General features: G+C 56.3%; 19 protein-coding genes. All 19 read right to left on the bottom strand.

Annotated features, from left to right (window positions below):
- Positions 1–2 precede the first annotated feature (2 nt).
- Positions 3–2,450 carry a phage tail tape measure protein gene (locus EKN38_RS03550; protein ID WP_014833329.1) on the bottom strand — a complete coding sequence of 816 codons (2,448 nt, stop codon included), beginning with the start codon at positions 2,448–2,450 and terminating at the stop codon, positions 3–5.
- Positions 2,443–2,562, bottom strand: a complete 120-nt coding sequence (locus EKN38_RS03545) for a GpE family phage tail protein (protein WP_014833330.1) — start codon at positions 2,560–2,562, stop codon at positions 2,443–2,445. Before EKN38_RS03545 ends, EKN38_RS03550 begins: the two co-directional genes overlap by 8 nt.
- Before the next feature lie 32 nt (positions 2,563–2,594).
- A complete protein-coding gene (locus tag EKN38_RS03540) occupies positions 2,595–2,903 on the bottom strand; it encodes a phage tail assembly protein (protein WP_014833331.1) in 309 nt (102 codons plus the stop codon).
- 55 nt (positions 2,904–2,958) lie between these two features.
- Positions 2,959–3,477: a phage major tail tube protein gene (locus EKN38_RS03535; protein WP_014833332.1), complete on the bottom strand. Its 519-nt coding sequence runs from the start codon at positions 3,475–3,477 to the stop codon at positions 2,959–2,961.
- A gap of 11 nt (positions 3,478–3,488) precedes the next feature.
- Complete coding sequence (locus EKN38_RS03530; RefSeq protein ID WP_126521639.1) at positions 3,489–4,682, bottom strand: phage tail sheath protein; 1,194 nt, start codon at positions 4,680–4,682, stop codon at positions 3,489–3,491.
- 123 nt (positions 4,683–4,805) lie between these two features.
- The gene (locus tag EKN38_RS03525) at positions 4,806–5,312 is read right to left on the bottom strand and encodes a tail fiber assembly protein (RefSeq protein ID WP_014833334.1); all 507 of its coding nucleotides are present in this window, start codon (positions 5,310–5,312) and stop codon (positions 4,806–4,808) included.
- A gap of 9 nt (positions 5,313–5,321) precedes the next feature.
- On the bottom strand, positions 5,322–7,367 hold the full coding sequence (locus EKN38_RS03520; protein ID WP_014833335.1) for a phage tail protein: 2,046 nt from the start codon (positions 7,365–7,367) through the stop codon (positions 5,322–5,324).
- 11 nt (positions 7,368–7,378) lie between these two features.
- Positions 7,379–7,909, bottom strand: a complete 531-nt coding sequence (locus EKN38_RS03515) for a phage tail protein I (protein WP_014833336.1) — start codon at positions 7,907–7,909, stop codon at positions 7,379–7,381.
- Positions 7,902–8,810 carry a baseplate assembly protein gene (locus EKN38_RS03510; RefSeq protein ID WP_014833337.1) on the bottom strand — a complete coding sequence of 303 codons (909 nt, stop codon included), beginning with the start codon at positions 8,808–8,810 and terminating at the stop codon, positions 7,902–7,904. The genes EKN38_RS03515 and EKN38_RS03510 overlap by 8 nt, the downstream gene beginning before the upstream one ends.
- A gap of 5 nt (positions 8,811–8,815) precedes the next feature.
- Positions 8,816–9,166: a GPW/gp25 family protein gene (locus EKN38_RS03505; protein WP_014833338.1), complete on the bottom strand. Its 351-nt coding sequence runs from the start codon at positions 9,164–9,166 to the stop codon at positions 8,816–8,818.
- On the bottom strand, positions 9,163–9,804 hold the full coding sequence (locus EKN38_RS03500) for a phage baseplate assembly protein V (protein WP_043951700.1): 642 nt from the start codon (positions 9,802–9,804) through the stop codon (positions 9,163–9,165). The genes EKN38_RS03505 and EKN38_RS03500 overlap by 4 nt, the downstream gene beginning before the upstream one ends.
- Before the next feature lie 126 nt (positions 9,805–9,930).
- Positions 9,931–10,398, bottom strand: coding sequence for a phage tail protein (locus EKN38_RS03495; RefSeq protein ID WP_014833340.1), 468 nt, complete (start codon positions 10,396–10,398; stop codon positions 9,931–9,933).
- Positions 10,361–10,606: an Rz1-like lysis system protein LysC gene (gene lysC, locus EKN38_RS25880; protein ID WP_194515989.1), complete on the bottom strand. Its 246-nt coding sequence runs from the start codon at positions 10,604–10,606 to the stop codon at positions 10,361–10,363. Before lysC ends, EKN38_RS03495 begins: the two co-directional genes overlap by 38 nt.
- Complete coding sequence (gene lysB, locus EKN38_RS25925; RefSeq protein ID WP_014833341.1) at positions 10,506–10,919, bottom strand: Rz-like lysis system protein LysB; 414 nt, start codon at positions 10,917–10,919, stop codon at positions 10,506–10,508. Before lysB ends, lysC begins: the two co-directional genes overlap by 101 nt.
- Complete coding sequence (locus tag EKN38_RS03480) at positions 10,916–11,425, bottom strand: lysozyme (protein WP_014833342.1); 510 nt, start codon at positions 11,423–11,425, stop codon at positions 10,916–10,918. Before EKN38_RS03480 ends, lysB begins: the two co-directional genes overlap by 4 nt.
- Positions 11,409–11,630, bottom strand: a complete 222-nt coding sequence (locus EKN38_RS03475; RefSeq protein ID WP_014833343.1) for an HP1 family phage holin — start codon at positions 11,628–11,630, stop codon at positions 11,409–11,411. Before EKN38_RS03475 ends, EKN38_RS03480 begins: the two co-directional genes overlap by 17 nt.
- A complete protein-coding gene (locus tag EKN38_RS03470; protein ID WP_014833344.1) occupies positions 11,621–11,824 on the bottom strand; it encodes a tail protein X in 204 nt (67 codons plus the stop codon). Before EKN38_RS03470 ends, EKN38_RS03475 begins: the two co-directional genes overlap by 10 nt.
- A 165-nt stretch (positions 11,825–11,989) precedes the next feature.
- Positions 11,990–12,430 carry a DinI-like family protein gene (locus EKN38_RS03465; RefSeq protein ID WP_014833345.1) on the bottom strand — a complete coding sequence of 147 codons (441 nt, stop codon included), beginning with the start codon at positions 12,428–12,430 and terminating at the stop codon, positions 11,990–11,992.
- Positions 12,431–12,539: 109 nt separating this feature from the next.
- On the bottom strand, positions 12,540–14,501 hold the full coding sequence (locus tag EKN38_RS03460) for a replication endonuclease (RefSeq protein ID WP_014833346.1): 1,962 nt from the start codon (positions 14,499–14,501) through the stop codon (positions 12,540–12,542).
- Position 14,502 lies beyond the last annotated feature (1 nt).

Here is a 14,502-nt window from a genome sequence, read left to right as displayed (position 1 = left end):
CCTTACTCATACATAAAGCGCGATCGCTGGTTCGCCGCTCTCTGATTCTCTCTGCTGTCCAGGGCATCCTGAATTTGCCGGCTGAGGTCCGCGCCGGATGTCATGTCACCCTGCAGCGTGAAGTGATATTCGCTCCTGCTCTGATCGACATAAGAGCGTCCGCCAGTGGCCAGCGCTGGCTGATACTTCAGATAGCCACCATAGGTCGATGTCGGCGGAATATACGCACTGCCCGGCGCAGAGGAAGCCGCCCCTGCGTTAGCCGCAGCGGGCTCGATGTTGTCCGACTCTGTTTTGATAAGACCGAGTTTATCCAGCAGCCAGGTCGCTTTGCTGCTCAGACTGTTGAACAGATCAAGCGGTGCCATCAACGCCTCCCCGAGCATCTGACCGAACATCACCCCCGCGTTTTTGCAACTGTCGAGCGTTTCCTGAGTCGCTTTGATTGGCGTAATCAGGTCAGTAAACCACTGCCAGATCCCGCCCAGCTTCTCTGAGATGAAACCAAACGCCTGCAGAAGGGGAGAAAACAGCTCGCCCAGTGGAGCAAAGGCCACAGAAAGCCCTTCCATCACCCCGGTAAAGAAGGCGCTGACAGGTTCCCAGTATTTAAAAATCAGTAATGCACCCGCCGCAATCGCCGCACCAATGGCAATGATGGGCCAGCTGAGTGCACCCAGGATCGCCATGATGCTACCGCCGACCACGCTGAAGGCGGTGCCTAACATCCCGGCGGCGGTAATGACCAGGTTCAGGCCGGTCACCATCGGCGCAACGACCGTGCCCAGCCCGCCCACTATGCCGGCAAACGCCTGCGCGCCGACGATAACCCCGACCAGGCCTTGCGTCAGTGCGGGGTTGGCATTCACCCACAGAGAGAGCGTACTGATCCACCCGGTCGCGGTGGTGGTCAGGGTACGCAGGGCGCCATCCGCCTTATCAAATACATCCATCTTCAGGCCGTTCCACACCGCCTGAAGCTTGCCTATATCACCGGCAAGGTTATCGGACTGAACGGCAGCTACCCGCGCGGTACTGCCCTTTGCCCCCTGGAGCTGCTGACGTTTCTCAGACAGCGTTCCATTACCCGCGGCGGAGACCAGTACCGCAGCGCCTTGCGCGTTTTCCTGACCGAAAATGGTCTTCAGGTACGCCATCTGCTGCGCGGTACCGAGTTGGCTCTTTTCAAAGGATGCGGAGAGGGCTGTGAGGATTTGCTCCGCAGGCAGCAGATTACCTTGTCCATCATGGGTCTGTACGTTCAGTTCACCCAGCGCGGCAGAACCCTGACCGTTCTGCATCTGCAGATGGCTCAGCACAGCGCCGACCCCGGCGCCAGCCGTGCTCCCTTTCATCCCCTTTTCCATCAGAATGCCAAGCAGCGCGGTCGTCTCTTCAAGGCTCACGCCAGCGCCGCTGGCAATTGGCGCGACAGAGGCCACGGCAGCACCCAGCTCGGTAAGGCTGGTGTGAGAGGAGGTAAATCCGCGGGTCAGCACGTCTGCGACACGCCCAGCATCGGTATTGGCCAGGTTGAACGCGGTCTGTGCATTGCTGATGATGTCGGCGGCGTTTGCGGCATCGACATTTCCCGCAAGGCTGAGATTGACCGCAGGAAGCGTGGCTGCAAGCACACCCTCGGCGTCATATCCTGAACGAACCAGCTCGGTCTGCGCCCGGGTGACCGCCTCCGTTGAGGTTCCCGTACCGGCACTGACGTCCCGCGCCTGCTGGCGAATAGCCTCAAGCCTGGCATCTCCCTTCTCCAGACCAAGACTGGCCTGAATAGCAGACATCTGCTTTTCAGCACTGATACCCGGCGCCATAAACCGGGACATCTGATCAACGCCCGTCTTTGCCATGCTCACGCCTGCGCCAGCGATCTGATGCACGCGCGTGGCAACACGTTTGCCGGATTCGTAGCGACGCTGAACGGCATTGAGCCGCTCCTGCTGCTGATTAACCCGGGCGAGTGCCTCTCGTTGTCCGTTGAGCTGCTGCGTTTTTTCGCCGATGCTCTTTCTTAAACGACGTTCATCTGCTGCCAGGGTACGGGTGTTAATCCCCGCCTGCGCCAGTTCGCCGCGCTGGCGCTGGACGGACTGGCGCAGAGTGTTGTACTCAAGCTTCAGGGCGGCGGCAGACTGGCGGGCTGCCGTCAGCGCATCGTTCTGCTCCCGGGTGGGGTTTTGCGTGTTTTTCAGTTCGCGCGCCAGCGCCGCCGTCTGTTGTCTCGCCAGGGCAAGCGCCTGCCCCGTCATGGTGAGCTGACTGCTTGTTTTTCTGAATCCATCGACGCGGGCCGCCTGTTCATCGAGCGCGCGCAGCGCCGCCTGCGATTCACCGATCTCTCCCTCAAGAGAGAGACTGGCATTCTGAATAGCTTTAAGCGGTCGGCTTGCCCTGGCGACTGCATCCAGCAGCGCCTGAAGTCTGACATTATTACTCATGGTGGTTTCCGCTTCGCTGCAGCGCCTTTTCGCGCCATATGAGGAGTTCGGTCACGCTCAGGGGGTACAGCTCTGACGGCGGCCAGTGAAAAATCACCGCGATATCCGCCATCAGATCGTCGACCGACAGGTTTTCAGGAAATTTCAGCGAGCCGAAGTCGGTGACAAAAAACCGACCACCTTACCGGCAAAAGAGAGCAGGTCGGAGGCATCCAGACGTGCAATCTCATGTTCGGTCAACGCCGGAGAGGTCATTCGCGGCAGCACCTTAATCAGGGCATCCACGTCGGATTGCGCCAGCGACGCCAGCGATACGCCACGCAGGGTGCCCGCATTGGGTTTTGCGACGGTCACTTTTTCGATTTTTTGCTCGCCGCGCAGAACGGGGCTATCAAGCGTGACGGTGTGTGGGTTTTCGCTTTCGTTGATAACAGTCTCGTTGATATTTTCCATTTCGTTACTCTCAAAAAGGGTAAGTAACCGGCCAGCAACTGCGGCCGGTTAAGGGTTACAGGCCGATGGCCTTACGGTGTTCCGCCAGACGATCGACGCCGTCGACTTTCAGCACCATGTTGATGATGTCAATCTCGATAACCTCTTTGCCATCGATAGTAAGCTGGTAGTAAGCGCACTCGGTGGACATTTTGGTCGTGCCGCTTTCGCCCTGCTTGTTCTCGCCGCCGTCAAACTCTTTGTGACGGCCACGCATCACGATCTCCACCGCAGAGATTTCGCCGGTATCGTCACGCTGGAAGGAACCGGTAAAACGCAGCGGCACGCTGTCCGCGCCTGGCGAGGCATACTGCGCCCACAGAGCAACGTCCGGCAGGCCACCAATGGTCCACTCAAGCGCCAGGGCATCATCGTCCAGGCCCAGGTCGACAGAGACCGAGCCCGGCATACCGCCGCCGCGATACTTCTCCAGCTTGCGGGTGAGCTTCGGTAAGGTGACAGACTCAACAACGCCCATATAGCTCAGGCCATCGTTGAACATATTCAGATATTTAAGTTTGCGTGGTAACGCCATGCTGCAGCTCCTTAGCTGTTAACCGAATCTGACAGGTCTGCCAGATAGGTATCGGTGATGCGCTGGCGCAGGGTCAGATTCTCCAGCGGCGGAACAGGGGTGTAGTCGTAATCGATATACAGTTTCCCCGCTTTGAGGGTCGACACGTCATTCGATTCCGGGTCATACCAGCAGGAGCCGTCAACAATGTAGCCATTGGTTTTCAGCTCACGGAATTTGGCATTGATACCGGAAATGATGTCGCGAATAAGCGTTGGGGTAATGGGTTTATCCATCGCCCATGCGTGCGCTTCCGCCATGGTGTCGGCCAGTACCTGCGCGGTACGGGTGTAGTTTTCAAACAGGAATAACGGATCGTCAGAGCAGGTACGGTTGCCCCAGAATTTGAAACCGTCATTGCGAATCAGCGTAGTCACGCCCGCCTGGTTAAGCAGGTTGGCATCGGTGGCCTGTTCCTGCAGGTCCCAGGAGACAGAAGCGCTCACCCCGGTGACGCCGTTAACACCGACGTTGGACAGGGTTTTATGCCAGCCGGTAGTCTGATCAATCTTGGCGCGCAGACCAAGTGCGCGTGCGGTCGCCCAGGCCGTTTTGGTGGCGTTCGTCGTGGTATCCCACGCCAGGAAATCCGGGTGAATAACCATCAGCTCACGCTGGCTGAAGTTTTTGCGATAGTTGATCGCCTCAGGAATGGTTTTACAGCCCCATGCGCTGACATAGCCAAACGCACGCAGGCTCTGGCACGTCGCTGCCAGCGCGGTCGCCACTTCCTGCGAATCCAGCCCCGGTACGCCGAGAATGCGTGGTTTAACGCCGGTCACCGTTTTCGCGGTGAGAAGTGCCTTCAGGCCGGTGTATTTGCCGTTTTCGTCGGTGGTACCGATGATGTTAGAAATGGTTTCTTTCTGTGCGGCTTCCGGGTCGTCCGGGTTATCGACACCTTCGGACACGCGAACAACAACGACAACCGGTTTACACTGATCGGCAATCGCCTGAAGGGAAGCGGACAGCGTGCCTGTTTTCCCGGCTTTCGCAATCGCGGATTGTACATTGGTAATGAGCACAGGCTCGTTAAGAGGGAATGTCTGTTCGTCAGCATCGCTGGCCGTACAGACCATACCGATGATTGCCGTCGAGACGGTGGAAATGGTGCGTGTGCCATCGTTGATTTCGATGACTTCCACGCCGTGGTGATAGTCGCCCATCCGTTTAACTCCGTGGTTTAGTGGTGAGGGTATTTTCTGTGGAGCGCGCGATGGATGCGACGTATTGGGGTTGGGGAAAGGATTACACAACAAACGAAAAGCCCTCCGGGAGGAGGGCTTGGGTTATTGCGGTTTTTCAGGCCATTCAATGTCTGGCGCTTTGCTGATATCAACACGGTTGAGGAGAACTCTGTATTTTTTCCATTCTACTAGCAATTCAGCCTCTTCTTTTGTGGCAATACCTAGCCCAGACGCATCCTCCAGCGGATCAATAGTTGCTGTTGCCGCACTCATAAGGATCTGTTTTTTTGATTCAGCCAGATAAACGTAATCGATGGGCGCAGGAATGATTTTTTCACCATCAAACATCCATTCTCCATTATCACTTAGACCATCAGGAACTAGATTTTTGCTGATATCAGCAACCGATCTTCCAATCGGCCAAAGCATAGACACATCATATGAAAAACGCGTAATAATGCCGTTTTCGTCAAATTCGAACTTTAATTTATCCTTTTCAAATAAAGATTGTGCCTCATACCAATCCTGGGCATCCTCTGAAATAAGATTAGCTATACTGTAACCCTGAATTTGTTCTGTGCCAGACAGACGGAATTTTTTAATAATCATAAGATACCTTTATGCAGTAATTGTTTTCCATGTACCGTTTACATTTATCTGTAAGGCGCGGGAATACCACACGGAATAACGTGCATCACCATTGTTACTGTATCGACCTGTTATGAAACTTCCAACTGGTGCATCAATATCGGCTGAACCGCTTGAAGCCGACCCCATACTTCCTCTTGCACTGACGCGCACGCCAATAACTGTTGCTGATTTAAGTGTGTAACGTGCATCAGATTCAGCTTTTGTATATGCCTGTCCAGCTGGTGTGTAACTACCTTTTGCCTGGAATCTCGAATCACTTTCCGTTTTGGTGTAATAGCGCCCATCAAAATTGGAATAATTGGTTGGTATTATCTGCCCAGTAAAGGAAAATGTTGTGGTGTTCCAGTACCCCATAACTTTTGAATTTGCCCACAGGTCAACCTGACCATCTACTGAATTACGCAGACCTGAATCGTTATCACCAATATTTAAAACAGCAGATCCAACTGAACCAATTTGAAGGGTGTTTTTTACCGTGAGATTCCCATTTACCGCCCCACCTGCAAGTTGCAGATAGCGAGCATCAAAGTTTGCGTAATTTCCCGGTATCCATTGTCCGCTGGTTTGAGCCGTTCCGGCATCAGTGAACGTTAAACGATACTTGTAATCCTGCCCGTTTAGGGTGCCGTCAGTATGTATGTCAATATAGAAATTTCCTGCTGCCCCCTTTAAATGCCCAATTTCCAGAGGTGTTCCGTCAGTTCTGGTGAATATCTGATTGCAATATTTTAACGCAGTGACTTTATCCACACTGCCATCAGAATTAAGTGGAACGGCACCTACATCCCCCGCTGAAGGTTTATTTGCCGCATCATACTGTTTTACCCAGTCAGACCAGGTCGCACCATATAACGTGCGAATGTATGAGCGGGAATTATTATAAATACGGTAAATCTGTGTAATACCAGCGTGTTTATAAACTTCAAGCGATCCTGCATTGGCCTCGGGATAATTTTTACCAGTCTGTGCCTGTGCGTTAGCTGGCTGGTAATAAAGCCCCGGTGTCGTGTAGGTATTCAAGTCGGCAGCATTGCCAATACCAGAAGCCTGACCGTTAAAAATATCCTGCGCACTGATATTAAAATCCCCAGTCAACGCATGACCATTAATCTTACGTCCTGACGGCACGCGCCCGTTAGCATTATCATTCGCGACCTTAACAGCTTTCAGCGTCGCTGCGAGAGTCTCAGACGTACTATCGGTCGCACTACTCAGCTGGACAATACCCTTTTGCGCCGTAGTGGCATCCTGAGCTGTATATTTCCCATTAGCCAGATCGTACGCAGTCTTCACCGCCTTCGGCGTTGCCGCCAGCACCTCAGACACACTGTCAGTGGCGCTACTCAGTTGAACAATCCCCTTACGCGCCGTGGTTGCATCCGCTGCGGTATACTTCCCGTTCGCCAGGTCGTACGCCGCCTTCACCGCTTTCGGCGTTGCGGCAAGCACCTCAGACGTGCTGTCGGTGGCACTGCTTAACTGGGTAAAGCCCTTTGCGGTCAGCGTGGCGTCCGGATGGCGACGCGACTGCTCGTGCTCCGCGAGCTTCCCGTCGACGTATTCCTGCGTGGCCATTACCGTTGAGGTGTCAATCGTCAACTCGACGGAGGAAATATCGCTCACCATGATAACCATGCGAAGCGTCTGCGCGCGTCCTGACCCCTCCGCCAGCGCGGGCTTATAGCTTTCAGCCATATTCCCGACGGCAATCAGCGTTCCGGTATCGTCATAAAGGCCCATCTCACGCATCCAGAAACCGCCCACTTCTGGCGGGATCAGCAGCTCCGCCACAACGTAGTTTTTGTTCTTCTTGTCCTGGCTGATTTTGTTCAGCGCGTGGCGCCAGACTTCATTCACCAGCTTTGTCTGGCTGGCATCCGGAACGGGCAACGCACCGCCGCCGTCGCCGACCGCCATTGCGGTGAAGTTCACTTTCTTCCCGTTGGGGACGGTTGCTGCAGCCAGTTTTTCTGCACCGGCTTTGGTGATAACCGTTTTAAATTTCACTGTCATTGTGCTCTCACTTATCCGGGGTAAACCGTAATGATGTCGCCGTCATAGCTCAGGGCACCGGTAAAGAGATAACCCGGGATGTCCTGGATGATATTCAGGCCGATAAGGTGGCGGCTGGCAGGCTTCGCATCAGCGATAAGCCTTTCCATCTCGTAATACATTTCCTCGGTGATACCGGTGTCTAATACGCCGATATCAAGGCGGAAGGTGCCGGGCGGATCGTTGGTTTGCCACCACTCGGTGACGTTAATCAGATAACCAAGCGGCTCCACGACGCGGCGCACGGCGCCGATGGTTCCCTTGTGGGCATGGATAAACCACGCCGCGCGGATCACGTCCCGTTTGGTGGCCTCCGTCCAGTTCTCGTCCCAGCGATCGACCGAAAATGCCCATGCCAGCCACGGCAGCAAATTCGCCGGGCAGCTATCCGCGCTCCAGAGATGGCGCAGCGGTACCGGCGTTTTTTCTATCTCCGCACAGGCGCGCGCGGCCGCCACCTCAAGAGACGACGATCCAACCGGTAAAAGACGGGTATCACTCATCGCTCCCCCCCACGGTTACGCTGTACTGGCTGCACCATGAGGCCTGAGTTTCATCGAGCACGATATCGGCTGCCGGAGCGGTCAGCTCCACGCGCTGCACTCCTTCAACGTGAAGAGCGGCGTAAATGGCAGACTTGCGAATATCGCGTCCCAGCCGATGCTGCGCCGTGATATAGGCCTGCAGCCGGGCTCTGGCCGCGTTGAGCACCGGTTCGCTTTCCGGGCCAGGGAAGAGGAACAGCGAGGCCGCAATGGTGTAGTCGACAATTTTGGCCGACTGGACGGTCACGCGATCGGCGACTGGCCTGACGTCCTCATCGTTCAGCGCATTGCGAACGAGGGTAAGCAGCTCTTCAGACGCCACGCCGTTATTCTCCCGGGAGAGCACGGAAACCGTGACGTTCGCGGGCTGAGGGCTTATCACGGAAATATCCGCCACCCGACCATCCGCGCTGCGGCCATGGAACTGATAAGCGCCAGTCGAACCGGCCACGCTCAGCCCTTCCGGTGCCTGCTGGATACGCAGACGAAAGTCGGTATCAGACTCCATCACAGCCGGCGTGGGCGGAAAGGTCGTGTCGTCGGCAGGCGTAATCACCAGACGCTGAAGGTTAGCGTTTGCCCCAATCTGGTCGAGATCGCTGCCAGCGGCGTAGGCCAGCATGACCGCTCGCGCGGCCTCGTTGACGCGCTGGCGCCAGATAACTTCCCGATACGCGTTTTCCTGCAGCAGCTTCACAATCGGCTCTGACTCCAGGGTCAGCGTGCGTGCGATAGCCTCTTGCTCCGCCTCAGGAAAGAGTGAGACAAAGGTGGCCTTTCGTTCTGCCAGCAGCGTTTCATAATCCACCTCCTCCACGACATCAGGCGCGGCGAGCTGGCTCAGATCAACAATAGCCATAGCGTTTAACTCAGTGAAATGGTGAGAGAAAAAGAGCGATCGGAAGCCGGTCGCGTGCCGGTGATATCGACATACAGCGTCCCGTCACTCTCCGACCGTTCGAAAGCAATCGCCGTCAGGCTGATCCGCGGTTCCCATTTCTGGATCGCGGAATAACATGCGGCCATAATCTGCAGGCGCAGCGCCGGACTCTGGGGCCTGTCGATCATCGCCGCCAGCAAGGAGCCGTACTCCCGGCGCATAACACGTGAGCCAACTGGCGTAACCAGAATGTCGCGCACGCTTTGCCTGATGTGTTCCGCCTCTGTAATGCTGAGCCCGGTCTGACTGTTCATTCCCGTGTAGCGCACCGTCATTGCGTCCCCTTAGTCCAGCTTCCGCCGCTTTGCACACTGCCGTGGGCATGGTTGTCCACCTGCACCCCATTGGAGGTGAATTTACCGCCGGCGTGTTCGATATTTCCGGCCATCACCCCGCCCTTCTGCACCTCCAGAGAGGCGGTAATCAACTTGTTGGTACACACCACTTCAGGCGTATCCAGCGTGATACGGCTCTCAGCTTTCACCTGTACCACCGGAACGGTCGCGGTCAGCGATTCCGATGCGGTGATGGTTGCCGTTTTGATGCCGGTCGCCGTCAGCGCACCGTTGCCGGGCTCGTATTCGATAACCGCCCCATCAGGAAACGAGACGTGGAGCGCGTCAGGCGACTCAGACGGCGCCGGATGGTCGTCAGAGAAAATGCCTGGCAACACGAAGGCGGTATCCAGCTCACCGCCGATAGCCAGCAGCAAGACCTGTTCACCCTCGGACGGTGCCCACCAGACGCGCGAGCGGCCTGCGCGGCAGGTCAGCCAGTTCAGCCAGGTGGTTTTCATCCCCCCGGACTGGACGCGGCAGAGCCCTCGTTTGAGGTCGACATCGGTCACAACACCGAGACGAATAAGATTGCGGATCGCGCGAGCGATGCCGTGCATGGACGTTAGCGTATTCATAAGAAGAGAATGCCGCTCAGGGCGATCGGCAGCAACGAGGCGGGGTTTTATGCGGGATGAAACAACAAGCAGGGGTGCCGTCTGGCCAGCCGACAGGGCTGCGGACTGGCCATCAGCACGGTTACATCAGGCCTCCCACCGGCTGACCAGTTCACCGTTGACGTATAACTCCATCGGACGCGTGACGGGTTCTGGCAGCGGCGGCTCCGGAGAATAGGTGGCAAGCAAGGTCCCTTCATTCTCGGACACCAGAATCCGCTCGGTTAACTGCAGGCTGAAGCTGATATCTGAGGTTTCATCGTCATTTAAGACAACCTGAAAGAGATACCCCTTTTTTCGTCCCTCATCGAGGGTAAAAATATCCGGCTGGTTTTCCCGAAGCCAGGCCAGCACCGGGACGAAAATCCCCTCGCTGTCACCGGAAAAACCGCTGACGTTTGCCTTCAGCTCATATCGTTTTTCGAACGAGAGCGAGGCCGCCAGACGCGCATCGATGTTACCGCTCCAGACGGACATCTGTAAGCGCTCCGGGTTTGCGCGCAGTTGTGGTACAGCGTCAATTAATGCCTGACGCAGGCTTTTGAGTTTGTGCATCGAGTTTATCCTGACAGTCTTTAATGGTTTCAACCTGCAAGGCGCAGGCGATAAGAGCGTGCTCAAGCCTGCGAATATCGGCACTCAGATCGCCGTTTGTGACAGGCTCACTTGCCGGCATCGGGCAGGTGCTCACCTTTGGGCAAGCGTTGTAAACAATGTGCGGCGGAGGCGCAGGCGGTGCGGGTGTGCAACCTGCGGACAACATCAGGCAGCTGAGCGTGATACCAGCGGCGTAGTGCTTCATTTTCATTCATCAATCTCCCGATAGCCGCTTCGCGCCTTGCCATCTCCTCAGCGGTAACGGCAAGCGCATCGCGGAGCCTGACCTGCGCGTTTTCATTTTCGCTGGCCATCCGTTGCGCTACGGCCAGCTGATGGTTCAGCGCGTTAATCGTGTTTTTTTGTTCAGTGGCGATCTGGTTGGCTTTGGCAAAGGCGCGGGACAGGTTCTGATTTTCATGACGAAACCACAGGGTAATGGCCATCAGCACAGCCAGCATCAGCAGGAGCGTTCTCATCTTCCCCCCTGCATACACCAGGCCTTTTCACGGGCCCGACGGTTTTCCAGCCCGGCGTTCTTCTTCCCGTTGACATACACCCAGCGGGTCAGCTGATCGCAGGCCTGTGGCCACTGTTTGTGATGAATAAACGCCACCAGCGTCGAACGGCAGGCGGCACCGGTTCCCACGTTAAAGGCAAAACTGACCAGCGCGTCATAGACACGGGGTGGCATCTCCACCGGCGCGCATGCGGCAAGCCGTTTCTCAACATTCAGAACGTCGGCGATCAGGTTCGCCGCCGCGTCACGCTCGGTGATCGCCTGCGTCGGTACAACGCCTGCCGTATGGCCAATGCCTGACGTCCATACGCCCGCGCTACAGCGGTAGGGCGAAAGACGGCAGCCTTCGAGATCGGCAATTAACGCCAGCCCTTCAGGCGAGGTGTGCAGTAATCGAAAGTCAGGCATGAGCACCGCCAGGGCAAGGACGCTGGCGACGCTGCAACGCTTAATGATTGAGTTCACGAATACTCTTCTTATCGAGGCCCAGAGAGTTGAGATAGCGCCAGGTTTTTCGCTTAAACCAGTAATTCGTCAGCGCGGTAAAGATGGCGCAGAGGCTTCCCACGTACAGCGCCACTTTTTCAGGAGACATCGCCCCGAACCAGGCCAGCGCCACGGCCAGCCAGTAGGCAATAAACGTGGTGACTTTCTCCAGACTCAGTCCCATAGGTTCACGGATTCTTTTCTGGGTGCGCTATCAACCTCTGGCATGTCTACTGCCGTGCCATGGGGTAAGACAACGCCCCACTCAGTAAGGCCAGGATTGGCTTTCAAAACGGGTTCGACTACGCCTGCCGTGCGCCCGTAATAACGCGCACAGATGGCATCAAGCGTATCTCCCTGCATTGCATAGATCTTCATCAGACACTCCAACATCCGGATTTCCAGGTACTGTAGAGTTTCCAGAGCCAGCGCCCTTTCCGCTACCGCAGGCGGATGGACAATCGCGGGCACAACAGGCTGTCCGCGTACGACAGAACGCGGCTCAAATCTGAATGAAGGTTGTTGCCGGGGAAAGGGCAGACGCTAGCGCCAGCTCTCGTCTTCCCAGACTTCCCGAAGAATGTTGTCTAACGCTTCGCGCTCGGCCTCGCCGTTGATGCCCAGCAGCTCGACGCCCGTCATGGAGCCTTCTTTCACCGTCACCCGCGTTGACGGGAACAGCGGCCTTATCCTGCGGGTGAGTTCGCACTGGAAGGCTTCCACCACCGACGGACCAATGTGCTGATCTTTATCGAGGGTGATATTTACCCGCACATGGCTCTCTTTTTTGATTCGTTCCGGAACAGGCGATGCCGAGAAAACAACGGTAAACGCGTTGTTTTTGATTAAATTCCCTCTCGCTATCTCAGCAATAAGATTCAGGGCAATTTCACGATCTCTCTCCTGACATGTTCCTTCTGTCGTCAGTCGCGCAATCATCTCGACTCGTTCAATCATGACTTGCTCATTCAACTCTCTGTCCACACAACCTCCACCACGAGATACTGTATAAACATACAGTAGCACGTATTCATAAAAAGAGTGAAGCAAAAAATCAGAACCGTATGCGGTATGTGCATGATATCGATGGAGATTAGCGCATCACCGCAGCCAGCTGACGCGTTAAATGCCCGGTACGTTCAAGGATTGAACGGGTCTTTTCCTGGAATGGCGGGGGCAATTCGCGGTGGCGGTGCAGTTGAGAAAAATCGCCCGGCGTACAGTTATTGACAGAACTCCAAGAGGGCGCGATGGCGCCCTTAAGGTCAACGGCCCGCTTCGGGACAATCTTCCACTGTTTGAGGCGGGTTAACACCGGTGACCCGGCCCCAACGGCCGCATCGTAGACCCCGCGGATACAGACGGTTTCCTCGCCGTACTGGTTATATTCTTCTTTCGATTCGTAGAGCGTACGTACCTGCAGATCGTCACGACGGACAAACGGCCCACCCTGGGCGTTCACATACCCCGCCCAGTCTCCGGCGTCCGCCGCGTCATGCACGGCGGCAAACTCCACGCTCAGGCCATACGCCGTCTCGCGCTCGGTGAGACGGCGCAACTCCCGGTAGACCGTCACCGGCGCACCGCCAATAAACTGAAACTGACGGATGTGCCAGCGGGCCGCCCAGGCGGAAACGGCGGGAGCGGTCTCTTTCAGCAGCTCGCCATTTTCATCATCCGTTTCGCCCTCAAGCGCATAGCCATCGATATTCTTCGCGATATATTTGGCGATATAGCCTGTAGCGCTTCCCTTCTCCGGGTCAATGGCTTCGGCGTGAAAGCGGGCTTTTTTAGCCCTGTCGCGTTGTAACTCGAAGGCATCCTCTTCGCAGGCATAGTCATCCATGATGCGTCGAACGCGCCCGGTATCCTCCGGTCGCATGAACAGCAGCATATGCCAGTGGGGCGTACCGTCATGATGAGGTTCAGCAACACGGATCCCGAAAATACGCATCCCCTCCCGGTGCAGCTTCGCCCGGATGCGCGCCCAGAGCCGGTTAAGGTAGTGTTGCGTGTCTGCCGGGCTGGCGCCGTTCCACTTGCCGTTACGGTAACCGGCCTGCACGGTCGCGTGATATTTTGCGGGGGCGGTTAAGGTGTAGAACTCGCCTGCATAGCCCAGCTCATGGCAGATATTTTCAAACCCGCGAATACGGGTCATCAGTTCGCAGCGGCGTATTGCGGGGTTGGCCACCGAGCCATCGTATTTTTCAATCAGGCTGATACGGTTACCCTCTTCATCTTCAAGCTCCAGCCCCTTCAGGAACTCACGCGTACGGCGCTTCTGCTCGCGCCACTCGGCGATGCACCGTTTGCTCGCATAGGCAGATTTCTTTTTGCTGACGTGACCGATGGCGATCTGCAGATGCTCCCGCCAGGCGGCCGCCATCCGACGCAGACGACCGCGCCACCAGGCCTCTGAAAACATGCGCATCACCGCCGGGGCAACGTCATCTTTGCAAAAGACGGTTTTCGACACGCGCTCCCAGTGGGGAGGGACCACATTAAACTGACGGGTAATCACACCGGCGCGTTGATACCAGGCATGCAGCGTTTGATATTCACCCATGCCGGCATCGTCCATATTTGCCAGCTCGGCGCGAATAAAGCGGGCGATGTCAGCCCCCAGCAGATCGATATCCGCACGGGACATATCCGGAAGGCGGTTGAAGCGGGCGACCATATCCACCATCCGCGAGGCGAGGTATTGCAGTTGCGGCGTGTCAAAGTGGCCATCAAAAACCGCCGCGGAGACGCTCTCGTGCACTCCAACCCGGCTGTATTGCTCAGCAACCCGCTGCAGGCGCGGTAAGACCCCTTTACAGAAGCGGATCAGAAACGCATTGGCTCGCGGCGTGCCCTGCTGCTGTTCGATGGCGTCAACCGTACGCCACACTTCGGAACGGACGCATTCAGGCTGCAGAGAGAGGGCTTTTCTGGCTTGCAGCAGCGCCGCGAACAGACGATCGCGACGCTGCAGTTGAGAGTGTGTGAGATAGGGGCTGGCAATGGCCGTCCGTGGCGCATTCCACGGATAAGCACAGGAGATAGCCAAT

The organism is Enterobacter sp. WCHEn045836, from assembly GCF_003965585.1.
Lineage (GTDB): Bacteria > Pseudomonadota > Gammaproteobacteria > Enterobacterales > Enterobacteriaceae > Enterobacter > Enterobacter dissolvens.
This window is presented reverse-complemented; position numbering and strand designations above follow the sequence as displayed.